This is a genomic window from Caballeronia temeraria (genome assembly GCF_001544795.2).
Taxonomy (GTDB): domain Bacteria; phylum Pseudomonadota; class Gammaproteobacteria; order Burkholderiales; family Burkholderiaceae; genus Caballeronia; species Caballeronia temeraria.
Map to the genome: position 1 here is coordinate 23426 of NZ_FCOI02000025.1, position 21076 is coordinate 44501.

Below are 21076 nucleotides of genomic sequence, written 5' to 3' on the forward strand. Positions count from 1 at the left end.
GTCATCATGTCCGCTACTGCTCCTTCCGCCCTTGCGCTCGGCACGTCGCGCACGAACCTGATTGCATCGCTCGGCGATATCGTCGGCGTACGCAATGTGCTGACCCGCGATGACCAGACGCGCCGCTATCGCACCGGTTATCGCTTCGGCAGCGGCCGCGTGCTGGCGGTCGTGCGGCCCGGCACGCTCGTCGAGCAATGGCACGTGCTCGCCGCATGCGTCGCCGCGCGCGCAATCGTCATCACGCAGGCATCGAACACCGGACTCACGGGCGGCTCGACACCCGACGGCGATGACTACGATCGCGACATCGTCATCGTCAGCACGACGCGCATCAGGCAAGTGCATCTGATCAAGGGCGGGCATCAGGTGGTGTGTATCGGCGGCACGACGCTCGATCAACTCGAACGCGCGCTGAAGCCGCTCGGGCGCGAGCCGCATTCGGTGATCGGCTCATCGTGCATCGGCGCATCGGTGCTGGGCGGCATCAGCAACAACTCGGGCGGCTCGCTCGTGCATCGCGGACCGGCCTATACGGAGATGGCCGTGTTCGCCGCCGTCGATGCATCGGGCACGCTGCGCCTCGTGAATCATCTGGGCATCGATCTCGGCAGCACGCCCGACGAGATTCTGTCGCGCATCGAGAACGGCACGTTCACGGATGCCGACGTGCACGAAGGCGCGGCTGCCTCCGATCACGAATACGCGACCCATGTCCGGGATGTCGACGCACCCACGCCCGCGCGCTTCAATGCGGACACGCGGCGTCTCTTCGAAGCATCCGGATCGGCCGGCAAGGTGATGACGTTCGCCGTGAGGCTCGACACCTTCGCGGCGGAGCGCGGCGCAAAGGTGTTCTACATCGGCACGAACGACACGAGCGTGCTGACCGATATCCGCCGCCACGCGCTCGCGAACTTCGCGCATCTGCCCATCGCGGGCGAGTATCTGCATCGCGATGCGTTCGATGTCGCGAAGCAGTACGGCAAGGACCTGTTCGTCATCATCGACAAGTTCGGCACGGATCGATTGCCCCTGTTCTTCGGTCTGAAGACGCGTTGCGATGCATGGTTCGAACGCCTCGGGTTCATGCCGAAGCATATGAGCGATCGCGTGCTGCAATGGCTGAGCGAGCGCTTGCCCGAACATCTACCCGCGCGGCTCATGAAGTATCGCGAAGCCTACGAGCATCATCTGATGCTGAAGGTGTCGGCGGCGGGCATCGACGAAGCGCGCGCGTTTCTCGCGAAGCGTTTCGCCGATGGCGGCGGCGCGTATTTCGAATGCACCGATGAAGAAGGCCGCAAGGCTTTTCTGCATCGCTTCGCGGCGGCAAGCGCGGCGGTGCGCTATCGCGCGGTGCATCATCGTGAGGTCGAGGATATCGTCGCGCTCGATATCGCGTTACGTCGCAACGACCGCGACTGGTTCGAGCGGCTGCCGGAGAAGATCGAGCGCCCGATCATTTTGAAGCTGTATTACGGGCACTTTCTGTGTCACGTGTTTCATCAGGACTACATCGTCGTCAAGGGTAACGACTGCATGGCGCTCGAACACGAGATGCTCGAACTGCTCGATGAGCGCGGCGCCGAATATCCCGCCGAGCATAACGTCGGGCATCTCTATGAAGCGAAGCCGCAGCTCGCCGGCTTCTACAAGCAGCTCGATCCGTGCAACTGCTTCAATCCCGGCATCGGCAAGACATCGAAATTCGCGGCATACCGCGAGTAGTTTACTTACGCGACAAGCTTCGCTCGCAACATCACCACATCCGCGGTGCTCATCGACAAGCCTTGCGCGAGATAGTTGTTCAACGTCCCGAACTGTCGATGCATCTCCTCGAACGCCGCTTCGATCGTCGCGCTTTGCGCGCGATAAAGCGGCGCGACCGATTGCTCGTTCGTCGCGGGCCGCGCCGCATGCGCCTTCATGCGCGCGTCGATTTGCGACTGCGCCGCCGTGTTCGTCAGCAGATAGTCCTGAATGATCACATCGAGCGGCACATCGGCGATGGAAAGCATCAGCGCCGCCGCCCAGCCCGTGCGATCCTTGCCCGCCGTGCCGTGAATCACCTGCGCGCCCGGCACGCGCGCGAGCCGCGTGAGCAGCAAGCCGAACTGCAAACGCGCGGCCGGATCCGTGACGAGCTGACGCTGCCGTGCGCTCATCCATGCATTCGCGGCCGATGCATCGGCGGGCATCGCGGTGGATACATCGATCGGCGCGATTTCGTGCGTCTCGCGCACCGCGTCCGACGGCACGCGGTCCGGCGCGAGCGAAGCCTCGGCCACGACACGCAGATCATGCACGGCGCGCAGCGATAAGCGTCCGAGGATCGCGGCGTCCGCATCGTCGGGCGTGAGCGCGCCGGAACGATAGAACACGCCGCGCCGCAAGCGGCCGCCATCGACGGTCGGATAGCCCTCGCCGACGCCCGCTACATCGCGGAAATTCTCGACCGAAGCCAGCCTCGGCGTTTGCGCCACGCTCTGATCCTCGCCGGCCCCGCCACACGCCGAGAGCAGCGCGCTCGCGCCGAACGTGGTCGACAGCAACGCGACGCGCGCGCCGCCACGAATGAAAGCGCGACGCGACAACGGCGCCGGACACAGGGACGAAGCAGGCATCATGTTTCTTCAAAGGGGATGACGATGCGCACGATCAGCCCGCCGCCTTCGGCATTGGCGATCTCGCAGCGGCCGCGCTGCTCTCGCGCCAGACGCTCGACGATGGCGAGCCCGAGCCCGCAATGCCCGTTGCCGCTGCGCGCGGGATCGAGCCGCACGAAGGGACGCAGCGCTTCGTCGAGACGTTCGTCGGGAATGCCGGGTCCGTGGTCGCGCACTTCGATCAGCCACTCGCCGCCGCGGCGCGCGGTGCGAATCTCGACAGGCGGCTCGCCATGTTCGAGCGCGTTGTCGACGAGATTGGTCATCAGGCGATCGATGAAGGTGCGCGGCAAACAAAACGTATCGCCCGCTTCGAGCGACAACGCGAACAACGGATCGTCGCCATCTTCAGGCGATGCGAACTGCTCCGCGATGAACGCATCGACGCGAGTCGTCGCGCTTTCCGAGGACGAGCGGCCCGCGAATTCGAGAAACTGCTGCACGATGCGCGTCATCGAATCGATGTCGCGCAGAAAATTCGCGCGCTCGCGTTCATCCTTTGCCAGCACGCTCGCGCGCAGCGACAGGCGCGTGAGCGGCGCCTTCAGATCGTGCGCGATGCCGGCGAGCATCACGGCGCGGTCGTCGTCGGCGTCGGTGATTTTTTTCATCATCTGATTGAATGCGCCGATCAGTTCGCGCAATTCACGCGGACCGTTTTCGTCGACAGGCACGGGCCGCTCGCCGCCGCCAAAGCGTCGCGCTGCCTGCGCCACACGCGAAAGCGGGCGCTGCAATTGCCATGTCGCGATGAGCGAGAGCACGAGCGCGCCCGCGAGCAGCACGACGCCTTCGGTCATGAACGGCGCGGGCGGCGGCAGATCGATAGGCGCGACGATCCAGACATTGCTCGACGGATAGCGCACCCAGAGCCGCGATTTGTTGTGACTATCGATATCGATGGAAATCTGCGTTCCCGGCGGCAGGCGATCGGCAAGCTGGCGCGCGAGATGCCCGTGACGCGTCTTCGCGGGATCGCGCAGCATCAGCGGCTCGGGCATGTTCCACACCGGCACGATATGCACGCGCGTCTCGCGCATGAGCCGTCCGCCGAGCGCGACGTCGTTATGCGCCGCCTCGAGCACGATCAGCAACGCGCGCGCGTAGCCGTCGGCTTCCTTGTGAGGGCCTTGCACGTGAAGAATCGCGAACCATCCGACCTGCAGCGTCACCAGCACGCAGATCGACACGAGCGCCATGCGTCCGAACAGCGAATCGACGAAACCGCGCAGCGTCCGCGCGGAATGCCAGAAACCCGTACGCACCGCGCTCAAGCCTCGATCCAGCCGGACGGTGAATCATCCGCGTCGGGAACGAACACATAGCCCTGGCCGCGCACAGTCTGTACATGACGCGGATGCGACGGATCATCTTCGATCAGACGGCGCAGACGCCAGATCGGCACGTCGAGGCCGCGATCGCGGAAAGGCAGGTCGTCGCGATGCACGAGATCGTGGATCAGCACGCGCGACAGCACCTTGTACGGATTCTTGATGAACACCTTCAGCAGCGCGAACTCGCTGTCGCGCAGCGCGATGCGTTCGTCGCCGCGCAAAAGCGAGCGCGACACGAAATCCACTTCGAAGCGCCCAAAACGTTCGCGCGGCGCGGGCTCCGGGCGGCTCGGCGCGGCCGTGCGCCGCCGCAGCACCGCTTCGATGCGCGCGAGCAGTTCATGCGGATCGAAAGGCTTGGCGAGATAGTCGTCCGCGCCGGATTGCAGGCCCGCGATTTTTTGCGGAACGCTGTCGCAACCGGTCACGAAGATCACGGGAATGTCCTCGCCCGCCGCGCGCAGATCGCGCAGCGCACGCAGGCCATCGGTGTCGGGCATCATGATGTCGAGCACGACGATCGACGGACGTTCGAGCTCCAGCCGTCGGCGCAGCCCGGCGCCGTCGTGCAGGACGGAAACGTCGATGCCTTGCGCGTTGAAGAAGCGACGCAACAGATCGCGCACCGCGGGATCGTCGTCGACGATGAGAACCGATGTAGACATTTCGAAATTTTATTCGGACACAATTGCCTTACAGCGCCTTACCGGCATCGCGCGACGTTACGGATTTTTACGAAAGCGCCGTTTCATGCGGAGCGTCCTCGCAGCACACGCGTACTATTCCGGCGACGGCCCATACGCACGCGCAATTCGACCGCGCAACGCCCGCTGAAACACGCCGTAACGGAAAGAAATGGAAAGTTCGCCGCCGTCGCGACGGCATCGGCCTTGCGCTTAGAATCCGCGAATGACTCCACATGTACTGATGGTCGACGACGACCCCGTCGTGCGCGATCACGTCCGCGATTATTTGCAGCAACACGGCTTTGACGTCTCCGTTCTCAGCGACGGAACGGAGCTGAAGCGTTGCGTTCAGGCCGAGCGTCCTTCGATGGTCGTGCTCGACGTGATGATGCCCGGCAAGGACGGCATCAGCGCGCTGCGCGAACTGCGCAATGCCCGCGACGATATTCCCGTGATCCTTCTCACGGCGCGCTCGGACGTGCTCGACCGCGTGATCGGGCTGGAACTCGGCGCGGACGATTACCTCGGCAAGCCCTTCGATCCCCGCGAGCTGCTTGCGCGCATCCGCTCGATCCTGCGACGCCGCGAGCACGCATCGCCGCTCACGGCGAGCGCGCCCGAGATTCGTCCGTCGTATCACTTCGGCCCGTTCGAGATGGACTTCGGCGCACGCGAGCTGCGTCGCGACGGCGAACGCATCGCGCTGCGCTCGGGCGAATTCGCGCTGCTCAAGACGCTCGTGAAAAACGCGATGATCGTGCTCACGCGCGCGCAGCTCAACGAAAAGATGCGCGGCAACGGCGCGCATCGCGACCGCAGTCTCGATGTCGCGATCTGGCGTCTGCGCCGTCTGCTCGAGATCGATCCGTCCGAACCGCGTTATGTGCAGACGGTATGGGGCCAGGGCTACATCTTCGTGCCGCACGGCGATCCGACCGCGGCCGGGCGCATCGCGGCGCGCGTGGGGATGTAACGCACGCGCCATCATCGTCAGAAGGTCAGCACGCTCATGAAGAGGCGTTGCAGCCAGCCCATCGTGGTGGAATCGGCGAGCATGCCCACGCCCGCCTGTTCGATGCGCGCGTTCGCCACCTTGTTCGACGCGACATAGTTGCCCGCCTCGATATCCTTCGGATTGACGATGCCCGAGAAACGCAGCCGGTCCTGATTGCCGCTCATCGCGATGATCTTGTCGCCCGCGACCACGAGATTGCCGCCCGGCAACGTGCCGATGACCGATACCGCGAGCGTGCCGCTCATCGCTGAAAGATTGCTCGTGCTGCCGTTGCCCTTGAACGACGTATCCGCCGAGCCGACATTGAAAAGACGCGCAAGCCGCGCCGCCGCGCTGCTCGACTTGTCGGCGGCTTCGGCGCTGATGCTGCTCGCGCGGCTCGCGCTGGCATCGGCGGAATTGCTGCCTTGATACGACTCCGCGAGACGGATCGTCAGGACGTCGCCCACCCTTTGCGCGCGCGAAGTCTCGTAGAGCGAAACCGATGAACCCGACTGATAGATCGCGCCCAGCGTGTTGACGTTGACCGGTTGAGCGACGGCCGGCGCATAAGTTGGCATCTCGACGATCGAGCGCGACCCCGGCGACGCGCACGCCGCGAGGGCAAGCGCGAACGCCGCGCATGGCAATGACGTCAGTTTCATGAACAATCCTCTCCTTTGATTCAGGGCGTGTCGTGCGCGTCGGCAAGACGCCATCGGTCGGTCGTGTCGCGCAGCCATGCTTCGTAGGCTTTCAGGCGATAGATCACGCGCGCCGACGTCGCCGCGCCATTCGCTTCCAGCGTGATCGAGCTCGTCGCGTTCTCCCACGTGCGCGTCTGGTAACCGTTCGCGCGTTCGATGCGGCTTCGGCCGAATTTCGACGACAGGCCATCGGCAAAGTCGTCGGCCACGCGCGCATCGATCACGAACGACATGCGATAGAGCCGCGGCGACGGATCGCCCGGCATCGCCATGAAACGCAGCACGTGATCGCGCGCGGGCGTGCCATCGACGACGGCCCGCGATTCGCTCCAGCCGTTCTGCGTGCGATGCGCCCACTTGCACGCGATCGACAGGCTGTGCGCATCGCGCAGCACCATGCCGAGCGATGCCGCTTCGATGTCCGTGTCGCAGACGGCGACGCTGCCGGGCGGCGTCGCGCGCGCGGGTTCGTCGCGGCGGAATTCGTCGAGCGGGATGCCGAGCGTCAGACCGCGAAAGTCGAAAGGCTTCTGCGCCGCGGCGAATGCGGGCATCGCCATGCAAACGAGAAAGGCGCAACGAAGAAACGTTCGCTTCATGTCAGTCGATGGCGGTGGCACAAGCGTCGAAAGGCGTGGAGGCGGCGTGACCGACGACCGGCACGATTTTCAACACCGCCGATGTCGCGCGGCACGGCAATGCGGCGAGCGCGCAGCCGTCGAGCATGAACGGGCACGCCGCGAGCGCCGCGCACGCGAGCGTTAGTCGAAAGGACGCAAGCATGATCTACGCGGTCGTATCGACGTGATTGCCGAGATGCGCGGGATTGCTTTGCGGCGTCGTTGCGGCCGGGGTGCCCGATTCGACCGTGGGCGTATCGGTGCTGCGCTTGATGGGCAGCGTGTGCGACGACGCTTGCGTCGTGTGATGAGTGCTCGGGCTGGTGACGTTCATGCTGCGCGCTCCTTCAGGATAAGAGAACGTTGCTGATTGCAACGGGAGCAATCTTCCTTGAGCGTGCGAGACCACGATCAGGCAAGCAAAACGTCCTTTTCCCGAGTGCTTACGGGCGGTTACCGCGCGATTACCAGTTCTTTCCGCGCACGTAATCCGGATGCTGCAATGCAGCGCGCGGCGCGAGATGGTATGACTGTTTCGACCGTAAAAGCGGGTTAACGTGAATAAAAAGTGGCCGAATAGCTTCATATAGTCAATCTATCTCGGCGCCATTGAATCTGAAGGAGAAAACCCAAATACCGGAACGGGCGACGGGATCAATAGAACAACGAATTAACAGGTTATTCGATAATCATTCGAACAAAGTCCGATAAATAGCCAACGAATGGAGGAACCACTGACATGAAACGCCGCACCGTGTTAGTCGCGATGGCCGCCGCGCCCTTGAGCGCCATGCTGCCGCTTCCCGCTTTCGCGCAGAAACCCATCGTGCTCGGATTCGCGCAGGTGGGCGCCGAAAGCGAATGGCGCACCGCCAATACCGAATCGATCAAATCGAGCGCGAAGGATGCCGGCATCGACCTTAAGTTCTCCGACGCGCAGCAGAAGCAGGAGAACCAGATCAAGGCGATCCGCTCGTATATCGCGCAAAAGGTCGATGTGATCGCCTTCTCGCCCGTTGTGGAGACAGGCTGGGATACCGTGCTCGTTGAAGCGAAGAACGCGAAGATTCCCGTCGTGCTGACGGATCGCGCGATCAGCAGCAAGGACGACACGCTCTATGTCACGTTCATCGGCTCGGACTTCACCGAGGAAGGCCGCAAGGCGGGCCGCTGGCTCGTGGAGAAGGAGAAAGGCAATCCGGGGCCGGTGAATATCGTCGAATTGCAGGGCACGGTCGGCTCGGCGCCCGCGATCGATCGCAAGAAGGGCTTCGAGGAAATCATCAAGTCCGATCCGAAGTTCAAGATCATCCGCTCGCAGACCGGCGACTTCACGCGCGCGAAAGGCAAGGAAGTGATGGAGGCGTTCCTCAAGGCCGAAGGCAAGAAGATCAACGTGCTCTACGCGCATAACGACGACATGGCCATCGGCGCGATCCAGGCGATCGAGGAAGCGGGCATGAAGCCGGGCAAGGACATCATCATCATTTCCGTCGATGGCGTGAAGGGCGCATTCGAAGCGATGATGGCGGGCAAGCTCAATGTATCGGTGGAATGCAGTCCGCTGCTCGGGCCGCAATTGATGTCGGTGGTGAAGGACATCAAGGCGGGCAAGTCCGTGCCCAAGCGCATCGTTACGCAGGAAAGCATCTTCCCGATGGAGGTCGCGGCGAAGGAATTCCCGAACCGCAAATACTGACCGCCGATGACATCGCCAGTACTGGAGTTGCGCGGCATCGACAAGCGCTTCGCCGGCGTCCATGCGCTGCAGGACGTGAACCTCACGCTTCATGCGGGTGAGGTTCACGCGCTCATGGGCCAGAACGGCGCGGGCAAGTCGACGCTCATCAAGGTGCTGACCGGCGTCGTGAGTCTCGACGCCGGCGAGATCCTGCTCGAAGGCCGTGCGATCCGCCCCGATTCGCCGCTCGACGCGCAGAAGCTCGGCATCAGCACGGTCTATCAGGAAGTAAATCTCTGCCCGAATCTCTCCGTGGCAGAGAACATTTTCGCCGGCTATTTTCCGCGGCGCGGCGCGCTCACGGGCTATCGCATCGACTGGGATTCGACAAACCGGCAAGCGCGCGAACTGCTTGCGCGCATCGGCCTCGATATCGACGTCACGCGCGTATTGACGAGCTATCCGGTCGCCGTGCAGCAGATGGTCGCGATTGCGCGCGCGCTGAAGTTGTCGTCGAAAGTGCTGATTCTCGACGAGCCGACTTCCAGCCTCGACGACGACGAAGTGCGCCGTCTCTTCGACCTTTTGCGCCGTTTGCGCGAACAAGGGCTCGCGATTCTCTTCGTCACGCACTTTCTCAATCAGGTCTACGCGATCTCGGACCGCATCACGGTCTTGCGCAACAGCCGCCGCGTGGGCGAATGGCCGACGAGCGAACTGGGCACGCAGGCGCTCATCGCGGCGATGCTCGGCCGCGAACTCGCCGCTGCGCAAGCGCGTCAGGCGCCGCCGGACGAACTGGACGCGGACACGCGCGAAGCGGCGCTCATCGATGCCACGCGGCTCGGCCAGAAAGGTCAGCTTCAGCCGATAGACCTGCGCGTGCGCGCGGGCGAAGTCGTGGGCGTCGCGGGTCTGCTCGGGTCGGGACGCACCGAACTCGCGAAGCTGCTCTTCGGACTCGAAAAGCCCGATGAAGGCGAGCTGCGCATCGACGGCATGCCGGTTTCGTTCACGACGCCCGCGCAGGCGATCCGTCACGGTATCGCGTTCTGTCCTGAAGAGCGCAAGGCGGACGGCATCGTCGCGGAGCTGTCGCTGCGCGAGAACATCGCGCTCGCGTTGCAGGCACGCATGGGCGCGCGGCGCTGCCTCACGCGTGCAGAACAGAACGCGCTCGCCGAACGCTTCGTGCGCGCGCTCGGCATCAAGGCCGCAACGCTCGACATGCCCATCGGCCTGCTGTCCGGCGGCAATCAGCAGAAAGCGCTCATCGCGCGATGGCTCGCGACAGAGCCGCGCCTCCTGATTCTCGACGAACCGACACGCGGCATCGACGTCGCGGCGAAACAAGAGATCATGGACGAGATACTCAGGCTCGCATCGACGGGCATGGCGGTGCTGTTCATCTCGTCGGAGATATCGGAGATCGTGCGCATCGCGAATCGCATCGTCGTATTGCGTGATCGGCGCAAGGTCGGCGAGCTGCCCGCCGGAACGAGCGAAGATACGGTGTGCGAAATGATCGGAGCCGAACATGGATGACACCGCGCGCCGCCTGTCGCTTCGTTCGATGATGGAGCATCGGCTGCTCTGGCCGATCGTCACGCTCGCGCTGCTGCTCGCGTTGAACGCGGCGTTCAACCCCGGCTTTCTGCACGTCGAATGGCGCAGTGGCCATGTGTACGGCAGTCTCGTCGATATCCTCAATCGCGCCGCGCCGCTCGCTGTTGTCGCGCTCGGCATGACCATCGTGATCGCGACGCGCGGCATCGATATCTCCGTGGGCGCTGTCGTCGCCATCGCGGGCGCGGTCGCTGCATGGGCGATCGGCGGATCGGTCGCGGGCAACGTCACGCGCTTCGCGTTGCCGGTCGTGATCGTGGCCGCGCTTGGCGTCGCGTTGCTGTGCGGCTTGTGGAACGGTCTGCTCGTCGCGCGCGCGGGCATGCAGCCGATCATCGCGACGCTCATTCTGATGGTCGCGGGGCGCGGCATCGCACAACTCATCACGAACGGTCAGATCATCACGATCTACTACACGCCCTACTTCTTCTTCGGCGGCGGCTACCTGCTCGGATTGCCCACGTCGATATGGATCGTCGCGCTCGTGTTCGTGCTGCTGTATCTCGCAATCACGCGCACGGCGCTCGGTCTGTTTCTGCAGGCGATCGGCATCAATCCGACCGCCGCACGTGTCGCGGGCGTGCAGGCGAGGCGGCTCACGCTCGGCGCGTATGCGTTCAGCGGTTTGTGCGCGGGCGTCGCGGGCATTCTCATCAGCTCGAATGTGAAAAGCGCCGATGGCAACAACGCGGGTCTGCTGCTCGAACTCGATGCGATCCTCGCCGTCACGCTAGGCGGCACCGCACTCACCGGCGGGCGCTTCACGCTCGCGGGCAGCGTGATCGGCGCGCTCATCATCCAGACGCTCACGTATCTGATCTATTCGCTCGGCGTGCCGCCGGAGGTGAATCTCGTGGTGAAAGCGATCGTCGTGTTCGCGGTGATGATGCTGCAATCGGGCGAATTCCGCGCGACAGTCGTGAAATTCGCGCGCCGCCCTGCTCTTTCGGATCGCGAGGTGCGCCGATGAGCTCGGGCATTCCCAAGCCGCCAAGCGTCACCATCGCGCATCGTCGCGATGCTGGCGCACCCATACGCAAAGTATCGACGAGCCGCTATCTGCCGCTCGCCGCGACGGTCACGCTATTCATCGCGATATCCGTGCTCGGTTCGGTGATGTACACCGGCTTCTTCTCGTTGCAGGTCTTTCTCAATCTGCTGATCGACAACGCGTTCCTGATCGTCGTCGCAGTGGGCGAGACCTTCGTGATTCTGTCGGGCGGCATCGATCTTTCGGTGGGATCGGTCATCGCGCTCACGACGATGGTCTCCGCCGCGCTCGTCGAGAAAGCGGGCTGGCATCCGCTGATCGTGATCCCGCTCGTCCTCGCGATGGGCACCGCGTTCGGCACGCTCATGGGCTGGCTGATCGCGCGCTTTCGCCTTCAGCCGTTCATCGTCACGCTCGCGGGCATGTTTCTCGCGCGCGGGCTGTGCTATCTCATCAGCATCGATTCAATCAGCATCACCGATCCCTGGTACGCAGCCGTATCGCAGATTCGCATTCCGGTGACGAGCGGCGCGTCGCTGTCGCTCGGCGCGGTGATTGCGCTCGTCGTGCTCGCAGGCGCGGTGTTCGTCGCACATTACACGCCGTTCGGCCGCACCATTTATGCGGTCGGCGGCAATCCGCATTCCGCGCTGTTGATGGGCCTGCCCGTGAATGCGGCGACCATCGGCGCGTATGCGTTGTCGGGATTCTGCTCCGCGCTCGGCGGCGTGCTCTTCACGTTCTACATGCTCTCGGGCTACGGCCTGCACGCGATGGGCCTCGAACTCGATGCGATCGCGTCCGTCGTCATCGGCGGGACGTTGCTCACGGGCGGCGTGGGTTATGTGATCGGCACGCTCTTCGGTGTGCTGTTGCTCGGCATCATCCAGACGCTGATTTCGTTCGATGGCTCGCTCAGTTCGTGGTGGACGAAGATCGCGGTTGGCGCGCTGCTGCTCGTGTTCTGTCTGTCGCAGCGCGCATTCGGCGATCGCTCGGCGGCAAAGCGCTGACGAAGCTATGGACTATCGCCATCCACAGCCCCGCAAGAGCATGCACGCGCGCATCGTGCAGGAGCTTGGCGTCGATATCGTGAGCGGCAAGCTCAAGCCCGGTGATCGTCTGCCTGCCGAGGCGAAGCTATGCGAAGCGTATGGCGTGAGCCGTCCCGTGTTGCGCGAGGCGACGCGCGTGCTGGTCGCGAAAGGATTGGTGCTGTCGAAGCCGCGTCTTGGGAGCGTCGTGCGTCCGCGCGACGAATGGCACACGCTCGATCCCGATGTGCTCTTCTGGACCATCAACAGCGTGCACGAAGGCGAGTTCTTTCAGTCGCTGCTCGTGGTGCGCAGGATCGTCGAACCGGCGGCCGCGGCGCTCGCGGCATCGAATGCGACAGAGGAAGATGTCTTGCTCATTCGCGACGCCTACGAGCGCATGTCGCATGCGGCGACGCCTGATGCATTGCTCGCGCCCGATCTCGAGTTTCATCGCGCGATCATGACGGCGACGCATAACGACATGCTCATGTATATCGGTCACATGCTGTCGCTCGCGCTGTCCGAGTCGATCAAGCTGACGAGCCGGCATCCGGATACGCACGCGCTGTCCCTGCCGCGGCACAAGGCGATACTCACCGCAATTGCGAATCGCGATCCCCTCGGGGCGCGTCATGCGAGTCTCGTGCAGCTCGATAATGCGCTTGCGGATGCGCAGAGTGTGTTGTCGGCGGTTTATCAGGAGTAGGCGCTTAACGTTCGATCACACTCATTCGTAGCTGCTCCGTATCCCACCGGCCTAACTCGATTGCAAGTTGCAGCATGCCGACAGTGACAGGAATCCTGTCCTCAGGCGCGTAAAGCTTTACGCCTCGCTTTTCGAGCCGCCGTCGAACGAAACCCCCGAATAGAGTGGGAAAACAATAAAACTCGAAGTGCCGATTGAACTCGTAGTCGCCCGCATCGACGGAGAACTTCTGGAAGAACAATTGCATGAGTTCGTACGCATCGTCTCCTGTGTATTTCAAGTCTTCCTCGATACGGTCGGTCAAAACGAGCACGCGCCGTTTTGCATAAGCGATTTCCGCGCGTAAGAATGCTTCCAGTTCAGCCGAAAGTGCCAAGGGTCGCGTCATTAACCTGATCCTCTGATTTGACGTGGCGGTTATATCGCATAATCGACTTTGCCCCGATCATCACAAGGTCATACGTCGTAATGGCCCATCCTGCGATAGGTGCTGCTCGCCCAACGAATGCACCGAGATGCGAAGTCCACGAAAGCCTTAGCTCGAAGATATTCCTTCCGGTTAACATCGGCAATCGAATACCTTTGATCTTGTAGTTCAAGAATGCACGCGCTACCCGTGAAATACGGGACGTGCCCGGCGTCGCTCCGCTGAACTTTCCACGCGTGCTGAGCTTCGGTTGACCGTTCATGATGGCAAGCACCCCCGCTACATCCTCGATTCCGGTTTGCTCACACACCACTTCCGCGAAAATGCAGGCAAACAGTTCTTCTTTGGTCAAATCGCGCAGCTCTCCGTAGCTGTATCGACTGACAACTTGTTGCGACTGGCCGTCGTGGATAACATCCTCATAACTCATGGCTGATCTTGCTTCAACGATCGACAAACTGCCTGAGATCGATAACCCCCGTCACCGCGCCCATACCTGCGCCGGTACTGCTCTGTGGGAAATACTGTTGTCGCATCTTCGTGAAGGAGAGGCTAACGGTTTCGATAGCCATACTTTCTCCACCTGCAGGGCTGACATCGGTTATGACCACGTCATTCAAGGTGAGCCTGAGATATTCGAAAGGCAACCCACCGGCCTTTCGCATGATGAGACTAACCTCATCGATATGTTTGCCGTGAAAGCAAAATGTGGAGAGATTCGGGCTGGATCGGTCGATATGGTGAATGAATGAAAGGTCGCTAACGCTTGCTTTACTTGCTCGTGCGCCCGATCCCGAAAGATATCGAGCGTCTTGATGAACACGCCAGTTCCAGGAGAGGACTTCGATCGCTCCGGGATACATTGCGTCTTTCGACTCGCCCTGAATACCGCTGATTTGAATGAATATGTCGTTTGCCATGCCTTGATATCGCCCTTCGATTCGTCACCCGTCAACGAACGGCTCTCACGCGATCTCGCCGTGACGAAGCCGAGTCGACGGGCTCCAGACTATCGCTCCCGGTAGACGAGATGTAAGCGGCTTTGTCCGAATCGTGACGGATGATCCGCTGCTGCCAAGCAGGCCTCATACGCTGCTTCGCCGCCACGCGTTGTCCTTCAGCGCGTCTCTCAACGCATCCACAGACCATGCTTCGTCGACGGCCTGACGCAATATCGCCTGCTGGCTCCTCGGCGCAAGACCGCCGATGGGCGGATCGCGATCGAGATTCGTCGGGAACGCATAGCCTTCCGCGCACGACGCGATGACCGCATCGATCTGCGCATCATTCATTCTTTGCGTCGACTTGGAATCGAGCAGCACCGGATAAACGGCTTCGCACATGCGCGCGCGATCGAGTGTTTCCATCGCGCGTCCATACGCCGATGAAACCTGCAATAGATTGGCCATGCGCTGCACATCGCGCGTGCGGTTCGCGCCCGCCGCATGAAATAGCGCGGGGCTGAAGAAGAGCGCATCGCCTTTATCGAGCGGCAATTGAACCTGATGCGCTTCGAAGTATTCACGGAAGTCGGCGCGCCGCCACGCAAGATAACCTTGCGCATAACGTTGCGAAAACGGCAGCAATTTCGTCGGGCCGCTTTCGACGGGCATGTCGCTATGCGCGACCGCACCTTGCAAAGTGAGGAAAGGCGACATCGCATGGACATGCGCCGGATAACGACGCACTTCATCGGCGGTCTGGAAACCGAGGTGATAGTCGCGATGCGCCTGTTGCGCGTCCCCGCCCGGACGCACGACATTGACTTGCGATGTCATCTGAAAGCCCGGGCCGAGCCATGCTTGCGCAGCGCATTCGATGAACGGATTCGCGAAGTAGCGCGCGAACACGCGAGGCGCTTGCAGACACAGCTTTTCCTGAGCATTCCAGATGCGATCGTTCGCGCCCGCCTTCGCGAAGTGATCGGCAGCGCTCGCGCCGCGTTCGCGCTCTAGCCGGATGATCGATTCGAAGATCGCGGTGGCTTCATCGATCGAATCGAGATTCGCATACGCATGCTTGAGCACGAACACGCCCGCGCCGTCGCGCAGCACCATCGCCCATTCGGTTTGCAACGCCATGCGCCGAGATGGGTCGTCTAACGCGCCAGCAAGCGCGCCGCAGTCGTATAGCGGAATGCCACGCTGAATGTCAGACGCGAATGGCAGCTCTCGTTCCGTGTCGCGTTTCAGCAGGCTCGCGAATTCATCGAGCGAGCAATCGCTTTCCGTGTACCAGTTCGTCTCGTTCATGTCTCGCTCCGTTTTCCCCAAGCATAACGGCTGTGAGCGGACATGTATTGGGAAGTTGACGATACCGTCGCGGCCCAGTTCTTCAGCGAGTATCGCCAGTGCGAGCGCGCGGCATCGGCAGAAAATGTAGCAAGGCTTTGAGCGTATAGATGACGATCACGGTCCCGGCAAGATCGCCGACAAACATCGCGAAAAAGCGCGGTCCGATATTCTGCGTGTCGCCTTGCAGGAAGAACCATATGTTATGAAGCAGCGAGCCGGCGATCGCATAAGCGACCGAGAGGATCATCAGCCTTCCCGCCGTCAGATTCGATAATGAAGCGTTGAGTCCATACAACTCACGCGCAAGCCGATACACGGCATACGGCGCGACAGTCGCTATAAGGCCGCCGACGAACGATCTCACCGGATCGTTGGGAAAAAAATAGAAGAAATCGACGAGCCAGCTCGCGAACAGCAGGCCGAGCGCACCGTCCATGCCGAGCAGCAACGTACTGAGCAGGCGTATGCCTGCGGGAAGATATATCCAGTTTACGCCGCGCACGAACTCTGAATCAGTAAAAATTTCTTGATTGACCCAGAGCGAAGCGATAAAGAAAAGCGCCGTTCCGAGGACGGAGCATAAGCGGAGCTGAAACGAAGACATTGGCGGCGAGCCAGTTGCGCGGCGGGAGAGATGCCCCATCTTAACTCAGCACCGCGCAGCGATCAGGCCTCGCGCCTTGTCCGCCATTCGCTACGTGCGGCATCGCCGCAATTCGGCAAAGATTCCAGGTCTGCCGCAATGCGTTCGAGTTCATTCAGAAGCGATTCAAGTCGGGCGCGCTGAACCGATGCAATGGCGGGCGCATGCTGCAATTCCTCGATGCGCTCGCGCCAGTACGACACCGGCCACGCCGCGCTGCGATGCCAGTGCCGCGAGCGAATCATCCTCGCGAGATGATCGATCTCGTGCTCGATGAATTGCGCGGTGATGTAATTGAAGTCGCGATCCTGAACCACGCTTACTGTCCCCGGAAAGTCTCTCGGGCGAGAGCCCATTCGCTCCTGATTGCGCCCTCGTTGAAGCGTTATCTTAGCACTTACTTATCACGATGATAAAGACATAGATGCTCCTCATAGTTCGTTCATGAGCAAGTGCTATGATTTGTTGGTGTCTATCGAACCAACTATTCATGGCAAAAAAAAGCGTTTTCGATGCCTATTTTCGCTTCCTGAATCTCGCTCAGGCGGTGCAGGCATTGCCCTCGGTGCCGAAGCTCGACGCCGCGGAGGAACGCTTGCTCGAAGCACTCACGGCGTCCTGGCATGCGGGCCATACGCTGACCGTGACGGAGACCATGGCGTTATCGGTCGCGGGGGCGCCTGCCACCGTGCATAGAAAGTTGACGAGTCTCAGGAAACAAGGACTCGTATCCGTCGATGAAAGCAGCGACGATCTGCGTGTCAAAACGGTCGTGCCTACTCGCAAGGCGCTGGACTATTTCGAAAAGCTTGCGGCGTGTCTCGACGACGCAAAGAAGAAGCGCTGAACAGCGCCAGCCGGTGACGATCGCCCGCGCTCAAAATCGGTCGATCATGCCGACCTGCACGCCGCGCACGGGCGCGCCAGGATAAGCCGCCGGAATCCCCACGACGTTCACCCCACGCAGCGTAAAGGTCGCGTCACCATGATTGCGCAACATGGCTCCGCTCGCGTAGAGCAGCACTTTCGGTGAAAGGTCGTACTCGCATGCGACGCTGAACTGGTCCGCGTCGTTGTCGCCGCCCGAGCGATCGCGCGCATACGCATAGCCGAGCGATGCGCGCAAACGCGGCGTCACTGCATAGCGCATCGATACCGAGAGACCGTCGTCGTGATAGCGCGGCGTTCCACCATCGTCATTGAAGTAGGACACGAAAGCCGTCGTCTTGCCGATGCGATACGACACGCCGCCGAGATTCGCGCGCAAGCCGGCATCGCCTTGCGTCTGCTGATGCGCGTATGAAATGCGAAACGGCCCGTTGTGATACGCGAACGTCTCGTAGTTTCCCGATAGCCCGTTGCCGTCGCCGGGATCGCGCAACGCGACCATGAGCGTCGTCGTGAAGCCGTGAAAATCGGGCGAAAGATACGTGATGGCGTTGTTCGTATAAGGCGTGATCTTCGACAGATTATTCAGCCCTGACGCAATCGTGCCCGCGCCGAAAGCATCGAGACCGCCTTTGAACGGGATGTAGATCGGCGAGTACTGACGGCCCAGGCGCCATTCGCCCCACGGCATGCCGAGGCCGATCCACGCCTGTCGATTGAAGATCGTATTCGCAGTGGCGAACGTGCCATCGGCGGAACTGAAGCCGCTTTCGAGATCGAAGAGCAGCCGCGTGTCCGCGCTCAATTGCTCGTATCCGCGCAGCCCGAAGCGCGAACCGCGATATGCGCCCGAATCCATGCGCGGCGTCCACGACGAGCCGGGATTCGTCACTTCGATGCTGGTATCGATGGTTCCATACAACGTCACGGCACTCTGCGCATGTGCCATCGATGCGCCGATGACGCATATCGTCGACACGGCCAGCAAGCGGGTGAAAGTCTTTGTCAGACGCATGAAATGTTCGGTCCGGATAGGGAGCCGACGCGATCGAAGTAAAGGGAAAAGTCGAAAGAGGCAGCGGCATGCACTCGATGCCGCCCGCCATGATAGATCAACGATTCAATGCGTAGGCGATGACATAGTCGCCCCGATCCGGCGATTGCCTAGCACCGCCCGCCGAGATCAGCACGTATTGCTTGCCGGTCTTCGGCGACACATAGCTCATCGGGCCGCCCTGGCTTCCGACCGGAAGGCGCGCCTTCCACACTTCCTTGCCGGTGGCGCTGTCGAACGCGCGCAGATAGTAGTCTTGCGTGCCCGCGATGAACACGAGGCCGCCTTGCGTCGCGAGCGTGCCGCCGAGCGTCGGCATGCCGATGGGCATCTTCATGCGCATCTTGATGCCGAACGGTCCCGTGTCCTGCACCGTGCCGACGGGCACTTGCCACAAGAGCTTTTGCGTCTTCAGATCGACGGCCGACAGCGTGCCGAACGGCGGCTTCTGACACGGAATGCCGAGCGGCGACATGAAGCGGTTCTTGTTGACGGCATACGGCGTGCCCTTCAGCGGCACCGCGCCCATTCCGGTGTTCACCGCTTCGCCGCCGTTGCTCGCGGGTGCGCTGTCGGTCTTTTGCGGAATCATCTGCACCCAGAGACCCAGACGCATATCGTTGACGAAGATGACGTGATGATTCGGATCAGTCGAAAGACTTCCCCAGTTCATGCCGCCGAGCGATCCCGGAAAGCTCAACGAGACATCCGTATCCGGCGCGGTGAAGAGGCCGTCGTAACGCATCGACTTGAAGCTGATGCGGCACATCAGTTGATCGAACGGCGTTGCGCCCCACATGTCCGATTCCTTCAGCGTGGCCGCGCCGATCGTCGGCATGCCGACCGAGAACGGCTGAGTCGACGAGTACTGCTCCTGCGCTATCGTGCCGGTCTTCACCTTGCGTTCCTCGACGCGCGTGAGCGGTTTGCCCGTCATGCGGTCGAGCACGAAGATCTGTCCGGACTTCGTGCCGAACACAACGGCGGGCTTCGCCGATCCATCGTTTTGCGGAAAGTCGATGAGGCTCGGCTGCATCGGAATGTCGAAGTCCCACAGGTCGTTGTGAACTGTCTGGTACACCCACTTTTCCTTGCCGGTGGTCGCATCGAGCGCGAGGATCGACGTCGCGTACTTGTGATCGAGCGGCGTGCGATTGCCGCCCCACAAGTCCACCGATGAGCTGCCCATCGGGATGAAGACGGTGTTCATCGCGGGATCGTAGGACATCGGCGCCCACGAGTTCGGCGTGCTGCGCGCGTAGGTTTGTCCCGCTTGCAGGCGCGCGTTGGGATCGTCGCGGCCCGGATCGAAGGCCCAGCGCATCTCGCCGGTGATCACATCGAAGCCGCGCAGCACGCCGCCCGGCATATCGGTCTGCACGTTGTCCGCCACGCGCCCGCCCACGACGACGGTCGTGCCCGCGAGCGTCGGCGCCGAGGTCAGCTGATACTTCGGATCGTCGGCCACGCCGAGACCCGCCTTCAGATTCACGAAACCGTGCTCGCCGAAGCCTTCGCACAGCGCGCCCGTGTCGGCGTCGATGGCGACGAGGCGCGCGTCGATCGTGTTCATCAACAGACGACGCTGGCAGCTAGCGCCCGCCGCGACGGAAACAGCGGTCACGGGCGTCGAGCCGTCGACCGAAGGCTGCGTCAAAGGCTTCGTGGCATCGAAATACGCGAGGCCGCGGCAACGATTCCACACCTGCGCCTGCGCGTTGATTTCGCGCTTCCAGATCTGCTTGCCGCTGTCGGCATCGACGGCGATCACGTTGTTATGCGGCGTGCACATATAGATGCGGTCGCCGATCTGCAGCGGCGTCTGCTGATCCTCCGCGCCGTTGCCGGTCGGGCTTTCGGGAACGTCGCCGGTATGGAACGTCCACGCGACCTGAAGATCCTTCACGTTATCGCGCGTGATCTGATCGAGCGCCACGAAGCGGTTTCCGCCGGGCGTGTTGCCGTAGTTGCTCCAGTCTTTTTGCGCGTGCTCTTTCGCGACGGGCACGAGCGGCGTCTCCACGCCATCGGACGCGACACTCGGATGCGGCTGAAACATCTGCACGAAGGTGACGATCATGCCAAGCGCGATGACGGCAGCGAGGCCATATGCACGCTTCGACGCGGGCTTGCCGGTCTCATGCTTGCGTAGCGACGGCCACGTGAGCAATGCGAGCACCATGAAACCGGCCGGCAGCATCAGACGCGAGACGAGCGGCCAGAAATCGAAACCGGCGTCGATGGGCGCCCAGATCAGCGTGCCGATAAACACTGCGCCGAACGCGAGCACCGCCGACGACTTCGCGCGCATGAACTGCACCGCCGCCACGACGATGACCACGCCCGCGATCACGAAATAGGTGCTGCCGTGCAGAAGCGCGAGCTTCGCGCCGCCGCCGGCGAAAATGAGACCAGTGGCCAACAACGCGAGGCCCAACAAAACACACCCTGCTCTCAGCGCGGCTGAAAGACGGGTTTCACTCGTAGACATCGAATCTTCTCCAGGAATCTGCCATGCGATCCGGCATCGGCCGACGAAACGGAACGCCGCGGCCGTGCTGCACCGGGCGATGAATACGTTCCGAGAAGTCGATGCGTCGAGCGACGCATCTCGTCATTCGCCGATACCGCGACACACGAGAATGCGACGACGCGAGCATGCGTGCGCCGATGTGCGCGGCTGGATCGCCTGCCCCGTGCGGCCGATACGAACCGGCCG

23 protein-coding genes are annotated in these 21076 nt (G+C 62.0%); 8 read left to right on the forward strand and 15 right to left on the reverse strand.

The genetic code is table 11. The features are described 5' to 3' along the window. The first annotated feature begins 6 nt into the window (after positions 1-6). Positions 7-1731 (forward strand): D-lactate dehydrogenase, encoded by a 1725-nt coding sequence (gene dld / locus AWB76_RS27940; RefSeq protein ID WP_061163375.1) that lies wholly within the window; start codon positions 7-9, stop codon positions 1729-1731. A 5-nt stretch (positions 1732-1736) separates the two neighbouring features. Here the strand turns inward: dld and AWB76_RS27945 are convergent, their stop codons facing one another. From AWB76_RS27945 to AWB76_RS27955, 3 genes are read right to left on the reverse strand one after another with little or no spacing between them, the layout of a single operon-like run. Next, the gene (locus tag AWB76_RS27945; protein WP_061163376.1) at positions 1737-2630 is read right to left on the reverse strand and encodes a tyrosine-protein phosphatase; all 894 of its coding nucleotides are present in this window, start codon (positions 2628-2630) and stop codon (positions 1737-1739) included. Further along, complete coding sequence (locus AWB76_RS27950) at positions 2627-3901, reverse strand: ATP-binding protein (protein ID WP_061163447.1); 1275 nt, start codon at positions 3899-3901, stop codon at positions 2627-2629. Before AWB76_RS27950 ends, AWB76_RS27945 begins: the two co-directional genes overlap by 4 nt. A gap of 38 nt (positions 3902-3939) precedes the next feature. Next, on the reverse strand, positions 3940-4668 hold the full coding sequence (locus tag AWB76_RS27955) for a response regulator (protein ID WP_061163377.1): 729 nt from the start codon (positions 4666-4668) through the stop codon (positions 3940-3942). 244 nt (positions 4669-4912) lie between these two features. Between AWB76_RS27955 and AWB76_RS27960 the strand changes: the two genes are divergently transcribed. Next, entirely contained in the window at positions 4913-5662 is a 750-nt protein-coding gene (locus AWB76_RS27960) for a response regulator (RefSeq protein ID WP_061163378.1), read from the forward strand. 17 nt (positions 5663-5679) lie between these two features. Here the strand turns inward: AWB76_RS27960 and AWB76_RS27965 are convergent, their stop codons facing one another. From AWB76_RS27965 to AWB76_RS41185, 4 genes are read right to left on the reverse strand one after another with little or no spacing between them, the layout of a single operon-like run. Continuing rightward, positions 5680-6348, reverse strand: a complete 669-nt coding sequence (locus AWB76_RS27965) for a flagellar basal body L-ring protein FlgH (protein WP_061163379.1) — start codon at positions 6346-6348, stop codon at positions 5680-5682. A gap of 20 nt (positions 6349-6368) precedes the next feature. Further along, a complete protein-coding gene (locus AWB76_RS27970) occupies positions 6369-6989 on the reverse strand; it encodes a hypothetical protein (protein ID WP_061163380.1) in 621 nt (206 codons plus the stop codon). A 1-nt stretch (position 6990) separates the two neighbouring features. Continuing rightward, positions 6991-7173, reverse strand: coding sequence for a DUF6726 family protein (locus AWB76_RS27975; protein ID WP_061163381.1), 183 nt, complete (start codon positions 7171-7173; stop codon positions 6991-6993). Positions 7174-7176: 3 nt separating this feature from the next. Next, positions 7177-7344, reverse strand: coding sequence for a hypothetical protein (locus AWB76_RS41185; protein ID WP_157696233.1), 168 nt, complete (start codon positions 7342-7344; stop codon positions 7177-7179). A gap of 405 nt (positions 7345-7749) precedes the next feature. On the opposite strand from AWB76_RS41185, the gene AWB76_RS27980 reads away from it, so the two are divergent. Genes AWB76_RS27980 through AWB76_RS28000 form a run of 5 tightly spaced genes read left to right on the forward strand, consistent with a single transcriptional unit; the run spans position 7750 to position 13051 of the window. Continuing rightward, positions 7750-8709 carry an ABC transporter substrate-binding protein gene (locus AWB76_RS27980; protein ID WP_061163382.1) on the forward strand — a complete coding sequence of 320 codons (960 nt, stop codon included), beginning with the start codon at positions 7750-7752 and terminating at the stop codon, positions 8707-8709. Between the two features lie 6 nt (positions 8710-8715). Then, a complete protein-coding gene (locus AWB76_RS27985; protein WP_061163383.1) occupies positions 8716-10236 on the forward strand; it encodes a sugar ABC transporter ATP-binding protein in 1521 nt (506 codons plus the stop codon). Beyond that, positions 10229-11287 carry an ABC transporter permease gene (locus AWB76_RS27990; protein WP_061163384.1) on the forward strand — a complete coding sequence of 353 codons (1059 nt, stop codon included), beginning with the start codon at positions 10229-10231 and terminating at the stop codon, positions 11285-11287. Before AWB76_RS27985 ends, AWB76_RS27990 begins: the two co-directional genes overlap by 8 nt. Further along, on the forward strand, positions 11284-12321 hold the full coding sequence (yjfF, locus tag AWB76_RS27995; RefSeq protein WP_096031359.1) for a galactofuranose ABC transporter, permease protein YjfF: 1038 nt from the start codon (positions 11284-11286) through the stop codon (positions 12319-12321). Before AWB76_RS27990 ends, yjfF begins: the two co-directional genes overlap by 4 nt. 7 nt (positions 12322-12328) lie before the next feature. Next, positions 12329-13051, forward strand: a complete 723-nt coding sequence (locus AWB76_RS28000) for a FadR/GntR family transcriptional regulator (protein WP_061163385.1) — start codon at positions 12329-12331, stop codon at positions 13049-13051. 4 nt (positions 13052-13055) lie between these two features. Here AWB76_RS28000 and AWB76_RS28005 read toward each other — a convergent pair whose 3' ends face one another. From AWB76_RS28005 to AWB76_RS28030, 6 genes are all read right to left on the reverse strand, one after another. Further along, positions 13056-13439 (reverse strand): DUF1493 family protein, encoded by a 384-nt coding sequence (locus tag AWB76_RS28005; RefSeq protein WP_061163386.1) that lies wholly within the window; start codon positions 13437-13439, stop codon positions 13056-13058. Next, on the reverse strand, positions 13411-13908 hold the full coding sequence (locus AWB76_RS28010) for an STM2901 family protein (protein WP_061163387.1): 498 nt from the start codon (positions 13906-13908) through the stop codon (positions 13411-13413). Before AWB76_RS28010 ends, AWB76_RS28005 begins: the two co-directional genes overlap by 29 nt. Before the next feature lie 13 nt (positions 13909-13921). Beyond that, positions 13922-14398, reverse strand: coding sequence for an Hcp family type VI secretion system effector (locus AWB76_RS28015; RefSeq protein ID WP_061163388.1), 477 nt, complete (start codon positions 14396-14398; stop codon positions 13922-13924). A 165-nt stretch (positions 14399-14563) separates the two neighbouring features. Beyond that, positions 14564-15730, reverse strand: coding sequence for a phytanoyl-CoA dioxygenase family protein (locus AWB76_RS28020; RefSeq protein WP_061163389.1), 1167 nt, complete (start codon positions 15728-15730; stop codon positions 14564-14566). 82 nt (positions 15731-15812) lie between these two features. After that, positions 15813-16376, reverse strand: coding sequence for a hypothetical protein (locus AWB76_RS28025; protein ID WP_061163390.1), 564 nt, complete (start codon positions 16374-16376; stop codon positions 15813-15815). 62 nt (positions 16377-16438) lie between these two features. Further along, a complete protein-coding gene (locus AWB76_RS28030; protein ID WP_061163391.1) occupies positions 16439-16732 on the reverse strand; it encodes a hypothetical protein in 294 nt (97 codons plus the stop codon). Positions 16733-16905: 173 nt separating this feature from the next. Between AWB76_RS28030 and AWB76_RS28035 the strand changes: the two genes are divergently transcribed. Then, the gene (locus tag AWB76_RS28035) at positions 16906-17262 is read left to right on the forward strand and encodes a hypothetical protein (protein WP_061163392.1); all 357 of its coding nucleotides are present in this window, start codon (positions 16906-16908) and stop codon (positions 17260-17262) included. A 30-nt stretch (positions 17263-17292) separates the two neighbouring features. Here the strand turns inward: AWB76_RS28035 and AWB76_RS28040 are convergent, their stop codons facing one another. Both AWB76_RS28040 and AWB76_RS28045 read right to left on the reverse strand, forming a co-directional pair. Next, positions 17293-18318, reverse strand: coding sequence for a porin (locus tag AWB76_RS28040; protein ID WP_061163393.1), 1026 nt, complete (start codon positions 18316-18318; stop codon positions 17293-17295). Positions 18319-18415: 97 nt separating this feature from the next. After that, positions 18416-20848, reverse strand: a complete 2433-nt coding sequence (locus AWB76_RS28045; RefSeq protein WP_061163394.1) for a glucose/quinate/shikimate family membrane-bound PQQ-dependent dehydrogenase — start codon at positions 20846-20848, stop codon at positions 18416-18418. Between the last annotated feature and the right edge of the window lie 228 nt (positions 20849-21076).